This window comes from Amycolatopsis sp. NPDC114504, assembly GCF_055633595.1.
The window spans coordinates 233,572-252,357 of record NZ_JBVKDU010000007.1; the positions used below are offsets into that span (position 1 = coordinate 233,572).

Annotated in this window: 17 protein-coding genes; 8 read left to right on the plus strand and 9 right to left on the minus strand. The window is 71.0% G+C overall.

Annotated features, from left to right (window positions below; genetic code table 11):
* Positions 1-14 precede the first annotated feature (14 nt).
* The 4 genes from ACZ7PG_RS47860 to ACZ7PG_RS47875 form a co-directional block, all read right to left on the minus strand.
* A complete protein-coding gene (locus tag ACZ7PG_RS47860; protein WP_470245896.1) occupies positions 15-1,316 on the minus strand; it encodes an MFS transporter in 1,302 nt (433 codons plus the stop codon).
* 80 nt (positions 1,317-1,396) lie between these two features.
* On the minus strand, positions 1,397-1,834 hold the full coding sequence (locus ACZ7PG_RS47865) for a MarR family winged helix-turn-helix transcriptional regulator (protein ID WP_470245897.1): 438 nt from the start codon (positions 1,832-1,834) through the stop codon (positions 1,397-1,399).
* Between the two features lie 53 nt (positions 1,835-1,887).
* On the minus strand, positions 1,888-2,889 hold the full coding sequence (locus ACZ7PG_RS47870) for a hypothetical protein (RefSeq protein WP_470245898.1): 1,002 nt from the start codon (positions 2,887-2,889) through the stop codon (positions 1,888-1,890).
* A gap of 43 nt (positions 2,890-2,932) precedes the next feature.
* Positions 2,933-3,235: a hypothetical protein gene (locus ACZ7PG_RS47875; protein ID WP_470245899.1), complete on the minus strand. Its 303-nt coding sequence runs from the start codon at positions 3,233-3,235 to the stop codon at positions 2,933-2,935.
* A 56-nt stretch (positions 3,236-3,291) separates the two neighbouring features.
* Here ACZ7PG_RS47875 and ACZ7PG_RS47880 point away from each other — a divergent pair, with 56 nt between their 5' ends.
* Positions 3,292-5,913 carry a valine--tRNA ligase gene (locus ACZ7PG_RS47880; protein WP_470245900.1) on the plus strand — a complete coding sequence of 874 codons (2,622 nt, stop codon included), beginning with the start codon at positions 3,292-3,294 and terminating at the stop codon, positions 5,911-5,913.
* Positions 5,914-6,199: 286 nt separating this feature from the next.
* Here the strand turns inward: ACZ7PG_RS47880 and ACZ7PG_RS47885 are convergent, their stop codons facing one another.
* Positions 6,200-7,213 (minus strand): hypothetical protein, encoded by a 1,014-nt coding sequence (locus ACZ7PG_RS47885; protein WP_470245901.1) that lies wholly within the window; start codon positions 7,211-7,213, stop codon positions 6,200-6,202.
* A gap of 57 nt (positions 7,214-7,270) precedes the next feature.
* Positions 7,271-8,158, minus strand: a complete 888-nt coding sequence (locus ACZ7PG_RS47890) for a LysR family transcriptional regulator (RefSeq protein WP_470246482.1) — start codon at positions 8,156-8,158, stop codon at positions 7,271-7,273.
* Positions 8,159-8,244: 86 nt separating this feature from the next.
* Between ACZ7PG_RS47890 and ACZ7PG_RS47895 the strand changes: the two genes are divergently transcribed.
* Both ACZ7PG_RS47895 and ACZ7PG_RS47900 read left to right on the plus strand, forming a co-directional pair.
* Positions 8,245-9,006 (plus strand): alpha/beta fold hydrolase, encoded by a 762-nt coding sequence (locus ACZ7PG_RS47895; protein WP_470245902.1) that lies wholly within the window; start codon positions 8,245-8,247, stop codon positions 9,004-9,006.
* Between the two features lies 1 nt (position 9,007).
* On the plus strand, positions 9,008-9,784 hold the full coding sequence (locus tag ACZ7PG_RS47900) for an alpha/beta fold hydrolase (protein WP_470245903.1): 777 nt from the start codon (positions 9,008-9,010) through the stop codon (positions 9,782-9,784).
* On the opposite strand, the gene ACZ7PG_RS47905 is transcribed toward ACZ7PG_RS47900, so the two are convergent.
* Both ACZ7PG_RS47905 and ACZ7PG_RS47910 read right to left on the minus strand, forming a co-directional pair.
* On the minus strand, positions 9,768-10,628 hold the full coding sequence (locus ACZ7PG_RS47905) for an SGNH/GDSL hydrolase family protein (RefSeq protein ID WP_470245904.1): 861 nt from the start codon (positions 10,626-10,628) through the stop codon (positions 9,768-9,770). The two genes, ACZ7PG_RS47900 and ACZ7PG_RS47905, sit on opposite strands and share 17 nt — an antisense overlap.
* 72 nt (positions 10,629-10,700) lie before the next feature.
* Entirely contained in the window at positions 10,701-11,336 is a 636-nt protein-coding gene (locus ACZ7PG_RS47910; RefSeq protein WP_470245905.1) for a class I SAM-dependent methyltransferase, read from the minus strand.
* A gap of 74 nt (positions 11,337-11,410) precedes the next feature.
* Between ACZ7PG_RS47910 and folC the strand changes: the two genes are divergently transcribed.
* Positions 11,411-13,066, plus strand: a complete 1,656-nt coding sequence (gene folC, locus ACZ7PG_RS47915; protein WP_470245906.1) for a bifunctional tetrahydrofolate synthase/dihydrofolate synthase — start codon at positions 11,411-11,413, stop codon at positions 13,064-13,066.
* A 32-nt stretch (positions 13,067-13,098) separates the two neighbouring features.
* A complete protein-coding gene (locus tag ACZ7PG_RS47920; protein ID WP_470246483.1) occupies positions 13,099-13,458 on the plus strand; it encodes a DUF4233 domain-containing protein in 360 nt (119 codons plus the stop codon).
* Between the two features lies 1 nt (position 13,459).
* Here ACZ7PG_RS47920 and ACZ7PG_RS47925 read toward each other — a convergent pair whose 3' ends face one another.
* A complete protein-coding gene (locus ACZ7PG_RS47925) occupies positions 13,460-15,817 on the minus strand; it encodes a penicillin acylase family protein (protein WP_470245907.1) in 2,358 nt (785 codons plus the stop codon).
* Between the two features lie 124 nt (positions 15,818-15,941).
* On the opposite strand from ACZ7PG_RS47925, the gene ACZ7PG_RS47930 reads away from it, so the two are divergent.
* From ACZ7PG_RS47930 to ACZ7PG_RS47940, 3 genes are all read left to right on the plus strand, one after another.
* Positions 15,942-17,489: an alkaline phosphatase D family protein gene (locus tag ACZ7PG_RS47930; protein ID WP_470245908.1), complete on the plus strand. Its 1,548-nt coding sequence runs from the start codon at positions 15,942-15,944 to the stop codon at positions 17,487-17,489.
* A gap of 61 nt (positions 17,490-17,550) precedes the next feature.
* A complete protein-coding gene (ndk, locus tag ACZ7PG_RS47935) occupies positions 17,551-17,961 on the plus strand; it encodes a nucleoside-diphosphate kinase (RefSeq protein WP_470245909.1) in 411 nt (136 codons plus the stop codon).
* 52 nt (positions 17,962-18,013) lie between these two features.
* Positions 18,014-18,733 (plus strand): maleylpyruvate isomerase family mycothiol-dependent enzyme, encoded by a 720-nt coding sequence (locus ACZ7PG_RS47940; protein WP_470245910.1) that lies wholly within the window; start codon positions 18,014-18,016, stop codon positions 18,731-18,733.
* Positions 18,734-18,786: the final 53 nt, after the last annotated feature.

The window sequence follows — 18,786 nt, forward strand, 5'->3', positions numbered from 1 at the left end:
CGCGCGAACAGGGGTCAGGCTTTCGCCGCGCGGAGCCCGCGGTCGGAGAGGGTGACGGCGAGCAGGAGAACGCTGATGACGACGAGTGCGACGGCCAGCCGGTGCAGCCCGGCCGAGTCGGCGTGCGGGCCGTAGCAGAGCGCGATCAGCGTCGAGGCCACGATCGCGCCCAGGTACTGGGCCGTGCGGAACAGGCCGCTCGCGGTGCCCATCTGCTCGGCCGGGGCTTCGCGGTAGAGCGTCGTCTGGTTCGCGACGCTGGTGAGGCCCTGGGCCAGGCCGAACAGCGCGGCCAGCGCCAGCAGCGCGCCGGTCCACGTGCCGTCGTGGACGAGCAGCAGCAGGGCCGAGCCGCCGACCAGCGCGACCGCGACCGTGACCAGCCGCGCCTTGATGCCGGAGCCGCGCCCCGAGAACGCGGCCGCGCACACCGCCGTGCCCGACATCGGCAGCAGCATCAGCCCGGCCGCCTCCTCGGACAGCTGCCGCGTGGTTTCCAGCCATTGAACGTAGCCGAACATGATCGCGTAGATGGCCATGAAGCTCAGGGCCTGCCGCAGGTAGGTCCGCAGGATCGCCCGGTTCGCCGCGAGCATCCGCAGGTCGAGGAACGGGTCGTCGCGCCGCAGCTCGACCAGCCCGAACGCGACGCCGAAAGCCGCGACGACGGCGAGCAGCCAGGGCTCGGTGCCCGGGTCCATCAGGAAGAACAGGAGCGCGAGCAGCGTCGCCGAGAACAGCGCGATGCCCAGGACGTCGATCGGCTTCGCGGTGCGCTCGCCGCGATCGTCCTTGGGCACCCACAGCAGCGCCAGCACCAGCGACAGCCCGGCGAGCGGGATGTTCACGGCGAAGATCGCCGGCCAGCCGAAGAGGCCGATCAGCAGCCCGCCCAGCGTCGGGCCGATCACCATCACGGTCTGCGCGGACATCGACAGCACCGACAGCACGCGCGCGGGCACGCCCTGGCCGCTCGCTTCCGCGTGGTGGCGCAGCACGGCCATGGCGGCCGGGAAGCCGGCACACGTGCCGAGGCCGAGGACGACCCGCACACCGGTCAGCCAGCCGACCGAGAGCGGGATCATGCCCGCGATGCCCGCGATGATCACCAGCACCGCGCCGCCGAGCAGGACGCGGCGGGCGCCGTAGCGGTCCACCAGCAGCCCGACCACCGGCTGCCCGACCGCGGTGGCCAGGTAGAGCGCCGAGATCAGCCAGGCCGTCTGGCCGGGGCCGGCGCCGAAGCTCTGCCCGATCGGCACGAGCGCGACGGCGATGAGGGTGGAGTTGATCGGGTTGAGCACCGCACCGGCCACCAGCGGGGTGACCAGACGGGTGCCGAACTTCGCGGGGGCGGTGACGGTGCTCGTGAGCGCTCCTTCAGTGGTGGGCGACTTCAGTGTTCGGCGACGCGCTGCAGCAGCGGCAGCGCGCGCGTGACGGTCTCGAGCTCGGCGGGGGACAGGGCGTCCAGCAGCGCCTGGGCCAGCCACTCGTCGCGGTGCTGGAGGATGCCGCGCACCGTGTCGGAGCCGGTCTCGGACAGGCCGATGACGACGCGGCGCCGGTCGGCCGGGTCGGGGGTGCGGGTGAGGTAGCCCAGCTCGTCGAGGACGCCGAGGGTCGAGGCCATCGACTGCTGCCGCACGTGCTCGGCGGCGGCCAGCTCGCCTTGCGAGGCGGGGCCTTCGCGGTGGAGCCGGTTGAGCACGGCGGACTGCGACGGCGTCAGGATGCCGGCGTTGTCGACGTGGCGCAGCCGGCGGTGCAGCTGCGCGACGACGGCGCGGATCCAGCCGGCGCTCTCGGCCACGTGTGCGGGTACTTCGCCCATGCACACAGTCTAACTGTACAGTCCAGACTGTGCATCTGGATGTGACGCGCTAGTTAGTTGCAGCCGTCCAGGGTCGGCACCGGGTACTTCGGGTCGTAGTAGCCGGGCGCGTCCTGGTCACCGTCAGTGGGCGGACCCGGCGGGTTCGCGTAGCCGGGGGCGAGGAGGCCCTCCCGGGCGTCGGCGCAGCCGACCGCCGACGTCGCGCTCTGGCCGCCGTCGATCCACAGCCCGTGGCTGGTCTTGGCGACGCCGGAGCCGGTGGCGACGACGTAGGTCTCGTCCACGCGCAGGAAGCTGACGATCTCGTTCGGGCTGGTCAGCGCATCGGGGTGGACGTTGTCGAAGGCGAAGGCGACGACGTACTTCGCGTCGACGGCCAGTTCGCCGGGCTTGTCGCCGGCGTGCGCGGTGAGCGTCCCGAAGGAGCGGGGACCCGCGTCGAGCAGGTGGTAGCCGTCGGCGATCTCGGTCAGGTAGGAGTCGAAGCCGGCCTTGTCCTTCCCCGGCTTCTCGGTGAGCCGCGGTGCGAGCTGCTCACGCTGGTCCGGCGCGAAGAGCGCGAGGTAGGCCTTCGGGTCGTGGGCGAACAACACCGCCGCGTCGAGGTGGGCGGCGGTGATGGCCTGCCGGACCTTCGCGTAGGCGTCCGCGACGGCGTCGGCCTTGAACGCGCCGACGGCGGCCGCGGCGGGCGAGGTGATGCCGTCGAGGCCCTTCGGCCAGGCGTCGGCGGGGGTGTTCGCGTACGGGTGCGCCAGGTCGACGTGGGCGAACTGCGCCACCGACGTGGGGTTCGGCGCGGCAGCCGGGGCCGGGGCGCGGCGGCCGGCCAGCACGATCCCGGCGGTCGTCACGCCGAGGATCGCCACGAAAACGGCGAAGATCCACCAGCGCCGCCCCGGTTTCCGCGGGCCGCGCTTCCGCTGCTTGCGGACCTGCTTGCGATCCTTCTTCGCGCCCAGCCAGGCGTCCGTCTGCGCGTGCTTGCGCCACTCCGGGTCCGCCAGGTCCGGGTGGGAATCGAGCAGGTTGTCGTCGTCCACGTGATTCATCCCCCAAAGTCGATGCCTGATCATCGACGGCGGGGGCGAAGCGTTACGAGCCGAAGAACAGGAACGGGTCCTCGTTGACGCCGATGCCCTGGATCTGGTGCACGGTGATCGCGGCCACGACCAGGACGACGACCAGGAGCAGCGCCAGCACACCGGGCCAGCGGCTGTGCCCTGGCTGCTGGTGACCACCGGCGCGGCGCTCGCGTTTGCGACGCTTCTTCAGCTCTTTCTTCGCGCCCAGCCAGGCGTCCCGCTCGGCGTGTTGCTGCCAGTCCGGGTTCATCAGGTCCGGGTGCGTCTCCAGGCGCCGGTCGTCCGGATCCTGCGGCTGCTGAGGCTCTGCCATCCCGAGTGCCTTCCCCCTGGGTGACCCGCCGTGACGGGTTCGTAGACTTGTCCATTGTGACCGAGAACGCTCCGCAGCAGACCACCGACCTTCCGGGTGCCTGGGACCCGGCCGCCGAAGAAGCACCGATGTACGACCGCTGGGTAGCGGCCGGGTACTTCACGGCCGACGCCACGTCGGAGAAGCCGCCGTTCTCGATCGTACTGCCGCCGCCGAACGTGACCGGTTCCCTGCACATGGGCCACGCCCTCAACCACACGTTGATGGACGCGATGAGCCGCCGCCGTCGCATGCAGGGCTACGAGGTGCTGTGGCTGCCGGGCATGGACCACGCGGGCATCGCGACGCAGAACGTCGTCGAGCGCCAGCTGGCCGGCGAGGGCCTTTCGCGCCACGACCTGGGCCGCGAGAAGTTCGTCGAGCGCGTCTGGGAGTGGAAGGCCGAGTACGGCGGCCGGATCCTCGGCCAGATGAAGCGCCTGGGCGACGGCGTCGACTGGTCGCGTGAGCGCTTCACCATGGACGAGAACCTGTCGAAGGCCGTCCAGACGGTGTTCAAGAACTTCTTCGACGAGGGTCTGATCTACCGCGCCGAGCGGATCATCAACTGGTGCCCGCGCTGCCAGACGGCGCTGTCGGACATCGAGGTCGACCACAACGACGACGATGGCGAGCTCGTGTCGATCCGCTACGGCGACGGCGCCAACGCGATCGTGGTGGCCACCACCCGCGCCGAGACGATGCTGGGCGACACCGCGGTCGCCGTCCACCCGGACGACGAGCGGTACGCGCACCTGGTCGGCACCGAGGTCGAGCTGCCGCTGACCGGCCGCCGCATCCCGATCGTGGCCGACAAGCACGTCGACCCCGAGTTCGGCACGGGCGCGGTCAAGGTGACCCCGGCGCACGACCCGAACGACTTCGAGATCGGCCGCCGGCACGACCTGCCGATGCTGACGATCATGAACGAGCGGGCCGAGATCACGGCGCCGGGACCGTTCCAGGGTCTCGACCGCTTCGAGGCGCGCCCGGCGGTCGTCGCGGCGCTGCGGGAGGCCGGCCGGATCGTGGCCGAGAAGCGCCCGTACGTGCACGCGGTCGGGCACTGCTCGCGCTGTGACACGGTCGTCGAGCCGCGGCTGTCGCTGCAGTGGTGGGTCAAGGTCGAGGAGCTGGCCAAGCTGGCCGGCGACGCGGTCCGCGACGGCCGGACCAAGATCCACCCGCCGGAGCTGGGCAAGCGCTACTTCGACTGGGTCGACAACATGCACGACTGGACGATTTCGCGCCAGCTGTGGTGGGGCCACCGGATCCCGGTGTTCTACGGCCCCGACGGCGAAGTGGTGTGCGTCGGCCCGGACGAGCAGCCGCCGACCGGTGAAGGCTGGACGCAGGACCCGGACGTGCTGGACACGTGGTTCTCGTCGGGCCTGTGGCCGATGTCGACGCTGGGGTGGCCTTCGTCTTCCGCGGATCTGGAGAAGTTCTATCCGACCAGTGTGTTGTCGACGGGCTACGACATCCTGTTCTTCTGGGTCGTCCGGATGATGATGTTCGGCGTGCACCAGATGGACGGCAAGCAGCCGTTCGACCACGTGTACCTGCACGGCCTGATCCGCGACGCGCAGGGCAAGAAGATGTCCAAGTCGCGCGGCAACGTGATCGACCCGCTGGAGTGGATGGACGCGTACGGCGCGGACGCGACCCGTTTCACCCTGGCCCGCGGCGCGAACCCGGGCGCGGACATGGCATTGGCCGACGAGTGGGCGGCGGGCTCGCGCAACTTCTGCACGAAGCTGTGGAACGCGACGAAGTTCGCGATGATGAACGGGGCCTCGGTCGCTGCTCCGTTGCCCGCTGCCGGCGAACTGACCGAGTCCGACCGCTGGATCCTGGGGCGGCTGAGCACGCTGGTGTCCGAAGTGGACGGCCTGTTCGAGGACTTCCAGTTCGCGAAGGTGGCGGGCGCGCTTTACCAGTTCACGTGGAACGAGCTGTGCGACTGGTACCTGGAGCTGGCGAAGGTCCAGCTGTACCAAGGAGATGACGCCCGGGTCTCGGCGACGCGATCGGTGCTGGGGCACGTGCTGGACACGGTGCTGCGGTTGCTGCACCCGTTCATCCCGTTCATCACGGAGAAGCTGTGGACGGCGCTGACGGGCGGCACGTCGCTGGTCGTCGCGGCGTGGCCTGCTCCTTTTGAGGGCTACGCGGACACTGTGGCCGACGCCCGGATCGCGGACGTCCAGAAGCTGGTGACGGAGATCCGCCGCTTCCGAGCCGACCAGGGGTTGAAGCCGGGCCAGAAGGTGGCGACCCGCCTGGCGGGCTACGCGGGTGGTCACGAGCCGGCGGTCCGGTCACTGGTCCGGTTGACAGAGCCGACGCCGGAGTTCGCGGCGAGCGCGTCCCTCGAGGTGGCCCTGGCGGACGGCGTGGTGACGGTGGAGCTGGACCTGTCGGGCACGGTCGACGTGGCGGCGGAGCGCAAGCGGCTCCAGAAGGACCTGGCGGCGGCGGAGAAGGAGCTGACCCAGACGGAGGCGAAGCTGAGCAACGAGGCGTTCATCGCCAAGGCCCCGGACCAGGTGATCGAGAAGATCAAGACGCGCAAGACAACGGCGGCCTCGGACATCGACCGCATCACGGCCCGGCTGGCGGCTCTGCCGGCTTCCTGAGGTTGTTGACCAAAGCCCGGCGCTCCTTCGGGGGTGCCGGGCTTTGTCCTGTCGGGTGGGAAACTGACCAAGAGCGCCTGAGGGCTCAATAATTCTTGACGGCCGCCAGTGCGTTGACACCTGCGGTGCACCGGGGGAAAGTCGGATCGTGGTCGACGACCGGCTCCCTGGTACGCCTGAGCTGCGGATGAAGCAGTATGTGTGCAAGGTGTCCGGCTGCAAGGAGACGAAGCCCTCAGTCGGCAAGCCGGACTGTCCCCGGCACGGGCTGCCGATGAAGCTGGCTTCAGGCAGCGGTCGGTGAATCGGGCGTCGGCGCGTCCATCGAGAAGATCACTTTGAGGGTCGTGCAGTAGCCGCGTGCACTCGCTATGGCGGCGGAGTAACTCGCGACCGCGAGGAGCAGGAACGCCGCGGTTGCCACCGCGGTGCCCGTCGCTGGGTTCTCGGCCGGCAGCAGGAGCGACAAGGTGAGGCCCGCCAGGCCGAGGTGGACGAAGATCAGCGTGCAGTACATGTCGAGCCTGGTGCGGAACTGGTCGTGGTGCAGCCGCAGTCGCGGTGGGATGGCCTCGCCACGCCGCAGGATGAGGTCCTGGGTGTCCTCGCCCTCGCCTGTGATTTCTTCTTCGGTGGCGCGGAGGATGTTGCCCAGCCGCGTGGGCAACATCCGGTGGGGAGATGGGTAATCTTGTTGCGCCTGCGTGATCCTGGCGAGCTTGCCGACCACGTCGGGAGGAAGGAACATTTGCCAGTCGAGCTCCGCGGCGAGTTGTGCGCGCCGGGGGGTAAGTGCCCTCGAGTAAGCCTGGTCTTCGGCTGCGTCGATCAATGATCGTGGGATCTTCTTGCTGAGCAGTATGGGTCTGGCCTTGTCGAAAGCTCGCTCGGTCTGCTGTTTGACCTTGTCTGCCAGCTTCTTCCGTTTTCGCGCTTTGCGCCGGACCAGCAGGCGGTAGATGCCCAGCCAGACGAGCGGGCCCTTCCAATAGCCCTCGAAGAACCGGATCGCCGAGAACGAGAAGGCCTGGCTGACCAGCGCCGCCAACACGAGCGCGAACAACAGCACCACCAGGATGCCCAGCGGCTTCGCCGTCAACCCGACCACGGCGGCACCCAGGTCGAAGTTCCCTTGGCTCCGGAGTTGGAGCAGCACCGCGCCGCAGCCGACCAGCATGGCCGCCGGCATCCAGGCGCTCAGGCTCAGCTGGTCGAGCACCTTGCCGATGAACTGGGACAGGCCCTCAGGTGGCTTCTGCTCTTTCTCGGCAGGCTTGCTGCTCGGCTCGGCGTCGGCCACCCGGACATGATGGCCCATGGGTGACTCGAGATCAGCGCAACGCGCCGCGACGGCTGCTCAGTCGGCCTCGATGGACCGCGCCGCTTCGATCAGGGCGACCGCCTCCGGTGTCACCCGCCGGTCCGTAGGCGTCGCCAAGTACGTCTGCATCCGCGGCGACGGCTCCACCAACGGCCGGAAAACCACCCCCGGCACCGGCAGCAGATTGGCGTGCGCCCGGTAGAACACCGTCCAGTGTGGACGGCCGAACCCCAGTGTCCCCAGCGTGTCCTGCGCCGTCGTGAACTCCGTTCCCAGCACCGGCTTGAACCCTGCCGCGCGGCAGCACGACACCACCAGGTCATACAACGGCTGGTTCCGCGCCCGCGAACTGAGCCGCACCGGCAACGAAGCCAGCGAAGCGAAAGAGACCTCCGAAGCGGAAGCCAACGGATGAGACGCGGGCAAAGCCACCATCACCTCGTCCGTCCACAAAGGAGTCAAGTCGAGACCCGAAGACGGCCACGAACCCCGCACGATGGTCGCGTCCAGGGATCCGTCGCGGACTCGCTGCAGCCGCTCCGCCGTCGGGGCGTGGAGCAGCTCCAACGACGCCGACGGCGCGAGACGGGCGAACGCTCCCAGCAGGACGTCCAGCCGATCGCCCAGGCCTTCGCTCGTGCCCAGCCGCAGGACGGCCCTCGAAGCGCGGAACTCCGACACCGAATCCGAAGCCCGCTCGGCCGCCGCCAGCACCGCCAGTGCGTGCGGCAGGAACCGCTGTCCCGCCTCCGTCAGCACCACCGAACGCGTCGACCGCGTGAACAGCGACACGCCCAGCGACCGCTCCAGCCGCCGGACCTGCTGGCTCACCGCCGGCTGGACGATGTGCAGCCGCTCCGCCGCCCGCCCGAAATGGAGCTCCTCGGCCACCGTCACGAAATACCGAAGCTGCCGCAGCTCCACCTCAGGCCCCATTCATCAGTGTTCGTGATGAGTGTAAGAGCGGACTGCCCCTCGAAAACCACGAACCCGGCCACCAGGCTCGAGCCATGCCTTACGCAACCGTCAACGACACCCGCCTCTACTACGAAGACGCCGGCACCGGCCCGGCCCTGCTGCTCCTGCACGGCTGGGGCGCCAGCGGCCGCGTCTGGGGGGCGTGCCTGCCCGATCTCGTGCGCGACCACCGCGTCATCACCCTCGACTGGCGCGGTTGCGGCCGCTCGGATCGCCCCCTCGACGGCAACACCATCGCCGGTGCCGTGGCCGACCTCGAAGCCGTGATCGAGCTGCTGGAGATCAAGCCGGTCGTGGTCGGGTCCAGCATGGGCGGGGTCTTCGCCACCGAACTCGCGCTCGCCCGCCCCGAGCTGGTCGAGCACGTCGTCGCCGTCGACAGCCCCGGGTACTGGCCGAGCGCCGGCATGCTCGAAACCGTGCGCGAGCTGCGGGAGAACCTCGTCGACGACCGGTTCGGCACCGTCGCCGGCTGGGTGCCCGGCTGGTTCGGCCCGAAGGCCTCGCCCGGGCTGGTCGACTGGACCGTCCGCCAGCTGCTCGACTCCGGTGTCTACATCGACGCGCTCTTCACCGAGATCACCACCTACGACCCGCGGCCCCGGCTGAAGGACCTCAAGGTCCCGATCACCTACCTCCACGGCGAAGTGGACACCCAGATCCCCCTCGAAGTCCCGCACTCCTGCGCCGCTGAGACGCCCGGCGCCCGGGTGCGCGTCCTCGCCGGCTGCGGCCACATCCCGCACCAGGAGGACCCCCGCGCGTTCACCGCCGCCCTCCGCGAGATCGCTTGAAATGCCGAAGACCCGAGAAGGAAGCACCGTCGTCCACTACGACCGGACCGGCGACGGCCCCGCGCTGCTCCTGCTGCACGGCACCGCCGCCTCCCGCGAACAATGGGGACCGTTGACGGCGAAAGCGCACGGCCACACTGTCCTGGCCCCGGACTTTCCCGGCTCCGGCCTGACCGAGGACGACGGCGGCCCGATCAGGATCGAAGACCTCGCCGCGCAGGCCGAAGCCGTGCTGGACCACGCGGGCGTCGGGCAGGCCGACGTCGTCGGACACTCGCTCGGCGCCGTGGTGGCGGCCCACCTGGCCGGCACCCGCCCGGACCGCGTCCGGAAGGCGGTGCTGCACGCCGCGTGGCCCGTCACCGACACGAGGCAGGACGCCGAGTTCCGCCACTGGCTCGACCTGCTCGGAACCGGGACCTTCGCCCGGATGCTCCCGCTGATGGCCTTCGGCCCGCGCTACTGGGAGCAGGCCACCGCGGAGAGCAACGAACAGCTGGTGAAGACGCTCGAGACGATGATCGAGCCGGGCACGGACCGGCAGATAGAAGCCGACCGCGGCGTCGACCTGCGGCCCGTGCTCGGCCGGATCACGGCGCCGGTGCTGGTGCTCGGCAGCGCGCACGACCGGCTGATCACGGCGGACCAGCAGCGGGAGCTGGTCGCCGCGATCCCGGACGCGCGCGCCGCCGAGATCGACGCGGGGCACGGTGCCCCGGCCGAGCTGCCGGACGAGTTCGCCCGGATCGTGCTGGAGTTCCTCAGCGCAGGGACTTGAGCACCACCGCGGCGATGCCCGCCATCCCGGTCTTCAGCGGGTGGTAGGCGGCGGCCACGAAGACGTTCTGGTCCTTGCCGTTGATCCACGCCGAACCGCCGCGCGCGCAGGCGTCGTGGCCGCGCGACGGGCCGAAGGTGTCGACGAACTCCGCCTTCCCGTCCGCGTCCGCGGCGTCGGCCAGCGTCCGGTTCAGTGCCTCCTCGACGCTGTTCAGCCACGCGTAGTCGCCGTCGGCGAACGGCAGCACGTCCGGGCAGTAACCGGACGGCGGCGCGATCCGCGGGTAGCCGACCACCAGCACCCGCGCCCGCGGCGACCGCTCGTGGATCGCGGCCAGCACCGCCTCGACCCGCGGCCCGATGTTGTCGATCGCCGGCGTGACCGAGCCGTCGAAGTGCTCCTTGCAGGGGCTGCCGGTCGGGTCGCTCGCCCGCAGGCCCGGGCACGTCGAGATCAGGCTGCCGAACACGTCGTAGTCGTTGCCGCCGATGCCGAGCGTGACCAGGTCGGTGTCGATCCGCAGCGCGCCCAGCTGCGGCGGGTTGGTGCCGTTGAACGGCACGCCCTGGGGCCGGGTCATGTTCGTGGTGTCCGCGCCGGCGCAGCTGACGTCGGTGAACCGCCGGGTGTGCAGGGCCGCGGCCAGCACCGACGGGTAGTTCGCGGTGGACCGCCCGCAGCCGAGCGGGTCGAGCCGCTGGACCGGGATGAACGGCCCGGAGGTGTAGGAGTCGCCGAGGGCGACGTAGCTGCCGATGCTCGCCGCGGAGGCGGCGGTGGCCGAAGCCGGCAGCAGGATGGCTGCCGAGAGGACGGCGGTGAGCAGCCGGGGGATGCGCATGAAGACCTCGTTCTCGCTGGCGGAATCGCTGCTTCCACATCTAGCGAGCGCCGGACGGCGAGGGGGCGGACTTCACTCCTCAGTCGGGTCACCGTCGCCGTGCTCACGGTAAGTGATCAGCGTGCGCCAGAACAGCAACGGCCGGACGGTGCTCCCGGGCAGCAGCCGGGCCGCCTCGCGGCGCACCTCGGCCAGCGTCGGGTAGTCGTCGACGACCGGGGCCCGCGGGCCGTCTTCGCCGCCGCCGTTCAGCCGCTCGCCGGCGTAGACGACCAGCCGCGCGAGCGCGTTGACCGGGACCGCCGCGACCGCCCGCGCCCAGTCCGCAGGCGTGCTCGGTTTCGCCAGGCCGAGCACCACGAGCACGCCGCCGGGCACCAGGGCGCGGCGCAGCTTGGCGACCGTCTCGAACGGCATGTGGTGCAGGGAGGCGAGGCACGAGATGAAGTCGTAGTGCCCGTCGGGCAGCGCGTCGGTGGTGACGTCGGCCTGCCGGTAGACGATCTTGCCCGGTCCCGGCGAACCGAGGCCCGCCGCCGCTTCGACCATCGCGGCCGAGGCGTCGACCGCCTCCACCGCCATGCCGGTCGCGGCCAGCCGCCGCGCGAACCGGCCGGTGCCGCAGCCGACGTCCAGCGCGATCCCCGGCCCGGGCGGCAGCTGGTCCAGCAGCAGCGGGTGGTAGTGGTCGTTGTGGTTGAACGGCATGCGTCGAGAGTGCCACCTCCGCCGCACGTAGACTCGGAAGGCAAGTGCGAAAACCCCAGGCCGGAGGAGATTCAGTGCCGCAGGATGAGACAGGTCGAAAGCCGGACCTGTCGGATCTGGACAGCTTCGCGGGCGTCGACGAGCTGGGTGCCGAAGGGTACGAGGACTCGGACGACCACGACCCCGAGCTGGACGCGCGGGACACCGCGTTCGAAGCCGGTGGCGGCTCGCGCGGCGGGATCGGCGGCGTCGGCCAGCTGGGTGACAACCTCGCCACCGGCCCGGTGCCCGACCTGACCGTGCCCGAGGACACCGAGCTCCACGAGCTCGACGACCAGGGCGCCCCCGAGGTCCACAGCGCCGAGGACGGGCCCGAGGCCCGCCGTGCGCTGATGGCCGTCGAGGCCGAGCTGAACCAGCGCTGGCCGGAGACGAAGATCGAGCCGTCGCTGACCCGCATCTCCGCGCTGACGCAGCTGCTGGGCGAGCCGAACCGCGGCTACCCGGTGCTGCACGTCGCCGGCACGAACGGCAAGGGCTCCACGGCCCGGATGATCGACGCGCTGCTGACCCGGATGGGCCTGCGCGTCGGCCGCTACACCAGCCCGCACCTGCAGCTGGTCACCGAGCGGATCGCGCTCGACGGCGTGCCGATCTCCGCCGCGCGCTACGCCGAGCTGTGGCACGACATCGCGCCGTACGTGGCCATGGTGGACGGTGCCGCCACGGACGGCGTCGCGATGAGCAAGTTCGAGATCCTCACCGGGATGGCGTTCGCCGCCTTCGCCGACGCGCCGGTGGAGGCCGCGGTCATCGAGGCCGGCCTGGGTGGCGCCTGGGACGCCACGAACGTCGCGGACGCCGACGTCGCGGTCATCACGCCGATCGGCATCGACCACGTCGAGTACCTCGGCCCGGACATCCTCGGCGCGGCGCGCGAGAAGGCGGGCATCATCAAGGCCGGCTCGGTCGCGGTCATCGCCGAGCAGGACCCCGAGGTGCAGAAGGTGCTGCTGGAACGCGCCGTCGAGGTCGACGCGGCGGTCGCCCGCGCGGGCAGCGAGTTCGGCGTGCTGGAGCGCGAGGTCGCCGTCGGCGGGCAGCTGCTCAAGCTGCAGGGCCTCGGCGGGGTCTACGACGACGTCTTCCTGCCGCTGCACGGCGCCCACCAGGCCGCGAACGCCGCGCTCGCGCTGGCCGCGGTCGAGGCGTTCTTCGGCGCGGGCAAGGACAAGCAGCTGGTCATCGAGGCCGTCCGCGAAGCGTTCGCCGAGGTCGAGACGCCGGGACGGCTCGAGCGGGTCCGCGCGGCCCCCGCGGTGATGATCGACGCGGCCCACAACCCGCACGGCGCCCGCGCGCTCGCGGCGACCGTGGCCGAGGAGTTCGCCTTCCGCCGCCTGGTCGCGGTGGTCGGCGTGATGGCCGAGAAGGACGCCCACGGCATCCTCGACGCGCTGGAGCCGGTGGTGTCCGACATCGTCGTGACGCGCAACTCCTCGCCGCGCGCGATGCCGCTGGAGGAGCTGAACCAGCTGGCCATCTCGGTGTTCGGCGAGGACCGCGTGGTCGCCGAGACCGACCTGGAGACGGCGATCGAGACGGCGATCGCGCTGGTGGAGACCACCGACGACCCCGAAGAGCCCCTCGCGGGCGGCGGCGTGCTCGTCACCGGCTCGGTGGTCACCGCGGGCGAGACGCGCACTCTGTTCGGGAAGGAGCCGGCGTGACCTCGAACGAGACGCCCAAGCCGAAGGATCCGATGAAGGGCTTCCGCGGCGTGATGTCGGGGACGCTGATCATGGAGGCGATCACGGTCGCCCTGGCGCTGCCGGTGGTCAACAAGCTCGGCGGCGGGATCAGCACGGGCACCGGCTGGACGGTGCTGGCGGTCGCGCTGGTGCTGGTGGTGACGTGCGGGTTCGTCAAGAAGCCGTGGGCGGTGCCGGTGATCCTCGCGCTGCAGGTGGTGCTGATCGCGCTGGTGTTCTGGCTGCCGGCGATCGCGGTGCTGGGCGTGGTGTTCCTGGCGATCTGGCTGTGGCTGCTGTGGCTGCGCAAGGACGTCGCCCGCCGCATGGCGGCCGGCACCCTCGCGAGCCAGCAGCTGCCCCAGCCCTGACCTACCGCAGGACGACCACCCGCAGCGCGGGGGAGCGCAGGATGTCGGCTTCGCAGAAGCGTTCCTTCACCCACTGACCCCGGCTGTAGAGCTCCGTCTGGTCGCTGAAGTACGGCGACTTCGGGTTCGCCGACTGCGAGTACGTCAGCACCGTCGAGGAGTCCGGGCACGCGCGCCCGCGGAAGCCGACCACCTGGATGTAGCTGGATCCGTGCTGGACCTCGACGTTGCCGCGCGCCGGGTCCCACACCGGCGTCATCACGTTGAGCACGCCGAGGAAGCCCGGGCCGCCGTGGATCGGGATGCGCTGTCCGTTGCGCGTGACCGACTGGCCGTCCCGGAGGCGAGCGTCCGGCGCGAGCCCCGCCGTGCGCAGCTCCACCAGCGCGTCGCCGAACGCCTTCTGCACGTCCGCGTTGGCGACGTTGAGCGTGTTCGGCGTGGTCAGCGGTGCCTTCGGGTCGAACGGCACGGTGAAGCGGTCCACCGAGCCGAGCCGGGCGGCGAACCGCTGGAACAGCAGCGAACCGCGCGTGTCGAGCGTGTACGTGTGGTCCCAGCTCGCCAGGGCCCGGCACGCAGGCCCGACCGGGACCGGCCCGGACGACGACGGCGCCTGCCCGCCCGGGAAGGACGCGCACAGCTTCGCCAGGTCCGCCGCCGTCAGGTCGGCGAACAGGCTGTGGTCGGCGAAGAGCATCTTCTTCATCGAGTCCGTCGTGAAGCCGCCCTTCTCGGCGGTGAGCAGCGCCTCCCTCGTCCGCGGCGAGCGTTCGGTGCCGATGTCCCCGACGATGTGCGGGTACCCCGTGATCGGCGCCTTCGCGTTGGCCAGCCAGGCGCTGTCGTTGGTGTTCAGCTCGTAGTCCCGGCTCTGCTGACGCGGCAGCCGCGACGGCGCGAAGATGCCCGGCTCGAGCGCGCCGGGGTCGGAACCCCACTGGCACGACGACTTCGATCCGTCCAAAATGGCCAGTCCGACCTCCGGGAAGGTCTGCCGTCCCAACGGAGTGCTGCAGGCTTCGGCCTGCTCGTCGGTGACGTGCGGGACGACCTGGATGTCGGCGTAGAGCGCGTTGCCCGCCCGGTCGGTGGCGATGGTGTTGACCCACGGCACACCCTGCGTGCGGCTCAGCGTGCCGACGATGTCGGCCGTGCTGCGCGCCTGGTCGAGCTCGAACCACGTGTTGAGCCCGCGCATGTTCGTGCCGTTGGCGTCGCGCACGGTGTACGCCGACTTCGTGGTCCACGGCAGCGGAATGCCCTGGAAGTCGCTCATCACCGGCCCGTACCGGGTGGACCAGAACGTCTGGCGCACCGGCTTGAGCGAGCCGTCGGCCTGGCGCACCTGGACGGTGACGTCACGGGACGTCATCTTCTCCGGCTTGCCGTCGACGAGGTACGTCGTCGGGTCGCCCGCCTTCAGCGGCACCTCGAATAGGCCGAAGGTGACCGGCGTGGACACCGTGTGCGTCCAGGCCGCGTCCGCGGTGTGCCCGATCTGGACGAACGGCATGCCGAGCAGGCTCGCGCCGGCGACGTCGAGCCGGCCGGGGATGGTCAGCTGGCTCTGCCAGAACCGGCGCCCGGCCTGCCACGGGTAGTGCGGGTTGCCGAGCAGCACACTGCTCTGGCCGGCCGCGGTGGACTCCGCGCCGACGGCGATGCCGTTGCTGCCGAGCCCGCTGCCGTTCAGCGCCTGCGCCACCTTCGCCGACAGTTGCCCGCCGGTGCCCGGGGCCGGCGTCGCGCCGGACGGCGGCGCCGTGAACAGCCCTTCGGTGACGACGCCCTGGCCGCCGGTGATCGCGATGGCGTAGTAGTGCCGGTAGAAGTCCTGCTCGGTGATCGGCCGGACCCAGTCCGCGCCGTGGCAGGCCGGGTCGGAGATGCCGGCGCGGCCGGTGCGCGCGAGGTAGGCGTTGAACCCCTTGACGTAGCCCGAAACGACCTCGCGGACCTCACGGCGCGGCCCCAGCGGCGCGGGCTGCGCGACCAGCCGGTCGACGACGTGGGAGTCGTTGATCTGCTGGAAGAAGAGGTCGCTGTGCAGGTTGCTCTCCGCCTCGGACAGCGACGGGTAGCCGCCGCCCTCCGGGCCGAAGTACTTCGATCGCTGCCCGCTCACCGTGAGGTAGATGTTCGCGAGCTCGCAGACGTTGTCGGTCGCCGCCGCGAAGCCGTACCCGTAGCCGAGCCCGGCGTAGTCCTTCGCGACGATGTGCGGGATGCCGTGTTCGGTGTAGCGGAGGACGGCCTTCGCATGGCCGTCTTCGCCTGCTTCCGCGACGGCGGTGAAGAGTGTGGTGAAGGTGAGTGCCGCTGTCAGAACCGCCAGGCTCTTCCTGAATGGTCTCATCTGACCCCCTTGTCGTGATCGCCACGCTACCGAGGGAGACGACGGCCGGACATGGGGGAAAACCCGGGGATGTCGTTCACCCGGGCGCAAACCTGCGTTGGCCGCGGCGGGATAGAAACCGCGCATGACCGAACCGACCCACCACTCCCGCCGCACGCTGCTCAAGGCCGGTCTCACCGGCGCCGCCGCCACGCTCGTGGTGCCGTCGGCCGCGTTCGCCGCGACCCCGCTCGTGCGCGCCGGCCGGCCCGTGCTCACCCACGGCGTCCAGTCCGGCGACGTCACGCCCGGCTCGGCGATCGTCTGGTCGCGGGCCGACCGGCCGTCGCGGCTGGTCGTCGAGATCGCGCGCGACCCCTCGTTCCGGCACGCCCGCCGGGTCCCCGGTCCGCTCGCCGGCCCGGCCACCGGCGGGACCGGGCAGGTCCGCGTCGCCGGCCTCGCACCCGGCACCGAGTACCACTACCGCGTCACGGCGGAGTCCCTCGACGGGCGCACCACGAGCGAGCCGCTGACCGGCCGGTTCGCCACCGCGCCGGTGGGCCGCCGCGACACCCGGATCCTGTGGTCGGGCGATGTCGTCGGCCAGAACTGGGGGATCAACCCGGACCTGGGCGGCATGACGATCTTCTCGGCGATGGCGGCGCGCCGCCCGGACCTGTTCCTGCACAGCGGCGACACGGTCTACGCCGACGGCCCGCTGACGGAGACGGTCGCCCTGCCCGGTGGCCGCACGTGGCGCAACGTCGTCACGGCGGAGAAGTCCAAGGTCGCCGAGACCCTCGACGAGTACCGCGGCCAGCACGCGTACAACCGCCTCGACGCGAACTTCAAGCGCTTCGCCGCGCAGGTGCCGGTCTACGCCCAGTGGGACGACCACGAGGTCTTGAACAACTGGTACCCGGGCGAGATCCTCGACCTCCCGGCCTACACGGAAAAGCGCGTCGACGTCCTCGCGCCGCGGGCCTACCAGGCCTTCCACGAGTGGCACCCGATCGACTCGCGCCAGGCGGTCGACGGCCGCGTCTACCGCAGCTTCGAATACGGCTCGCGCGCCGAGATCTTCGTGCTGGACATGCGGACCTACCGCAACGCCAACACGGCCGACCAGACCAAATTCGGCTACATCCTGGGCGACCGGCAGGCCCGCTGGCTGGCCGACGCGCTCGGCCGCAGCACGGCGACGTGGAAGATCGTCCAGGCGGACATGCCGCTGGGCCTGGTCGTCCCGGACGGCACCGACATCGAAGCCGTGGCGAACAACCGGCCGGGCGCGCCGGGCGGGCGTGAGACGGAGCTGGCCTGGGTGCTGCGGGAGATCCAGCGCCGCCGCGTCCGCAACGTCGTCTGGCTGACCGCGGACGTCCACTACACGGCGGCCCACCACTATTCACCGGACCGGGCGGCGTTCCAGGACTTCGACCCGTTCTGGGAGTTCGTGTCCGGGCCGCTGAACGCGGGCGCGTTCGGCCCGAACGCGCTGGACCCGACGTTCGGCCCGGAGGCGGTGTTCGTCCACGCCCCGCCGGTCGCCAACACGGCCCCGATCGACGGCTTCCAGCACTTCGGCGAGCTGAACATCGACGCCGGGAGCGGTGACCTGACGGTGGATCTCCGGGATGCCACGGGAGCGTCGCTGTGGTCGAAGAAGCTGCACCCGCAGGGCCGGTGAACACGGTCGGCTACGCTCACGCGCACCGACACGCACCCCCGTACCAAGGAGAAATTCCGTCGTGACTGAACGCACGCTGGTCCTCGTCAAGCCCGATGGCGTCGCGCGCGGCCTCGTCGGCGAGGTCGTCTCGCGGATCGAGCGCAAGGGCTTGAAGCTCACCGCCCTCGAGCTGCGGACCGTTCCGCAGGCACTGGCCGAGGAGCACTACGCCGAGCACAAGGAGCGTGCGTTCTTCGGCGACCTGCTGGAGTTCATCACCTCGGGCCCGCTGGTCGCGCTCGCCGTCGAGGGCCCGCGCGCCATCGCCGCGTTCCGCCAGCTCGCCGGCGGCACCGACCCGGTCGAGAAGGCCACCCCGGGCACCATCCGCGGCGACTTCGCGCTGGAGACCCAGTACAACCTGGTCCACGGCTCGGACTCGCCGGAGTCGGCCGAGCGCGAGCTGAAGCTCTGGTTCCCCGACCTGTGACCGGCACCGGGGCCACGCCCGCGCGTGGCCCCGGTTCTCCCCAGGAGCACCCGTGACGACGATGCCGTTCCCCGCCCGCGAGTACCTGCCGGTGCTGCGCGAGCTGACCAGCGCGTTCGCCGAGCGGCTGCGCACCGGTGACCCGGCTGCCGAGGTGCCCGACTGCGCCGGGTGGACGCTGGCCGACCTCGGCACCCACCTCGGGAACGTGCACCGCTGGGCCGCCACCGTGGTCACCACCGGCGAAGTGCAGCCGCAGAACTTCGAAGCCGGCCCGGACGCCGATCTCGCGTCCTGGTACGCCGAAAGCGCTCAGCTGCTCCTCGCCGCCCTCGAGAAGGCGGTCCCCGAAGACCGGTGCTGGCACTTCGGCGGCACCGAGAAGACCAAGGCGTTCTGGTTCCGCCGCCAAGTTCACGAAACCGCCGTCCACCTCGCCGACTCGGGCAGCGACCACGCGCTCGACCCGGCCGTGGCCGCGGACGGCGTCGACGAGGTCCTGACCGCTTGGCTCCCGCGGGTCACGCGTTGGCACACCGCGCCGTCGCTGGCCGCGCCCCTCGCGTTGCGCACCACCGACACCGGCGACGCCTGGACGCTGCACCCGGGGGAACCGCCCGCGCTCGGCCCCGCGACCGAGCCCGCCGCGACCGCCGAGGCGACGGCCCGGGACCTCCTGCTGCACCTGTGGAAGCGAACGGCGACCCCGCCGAGCATCAGCGGCGACACCGCGATCGCCAATCAGCTCCTCAAAGCCCCTTTCACCGCCTGACGCGGTAGCTGTTCTAGACCATTCAGGCGGCGTTCACCGGGAAGCCTTCCGCC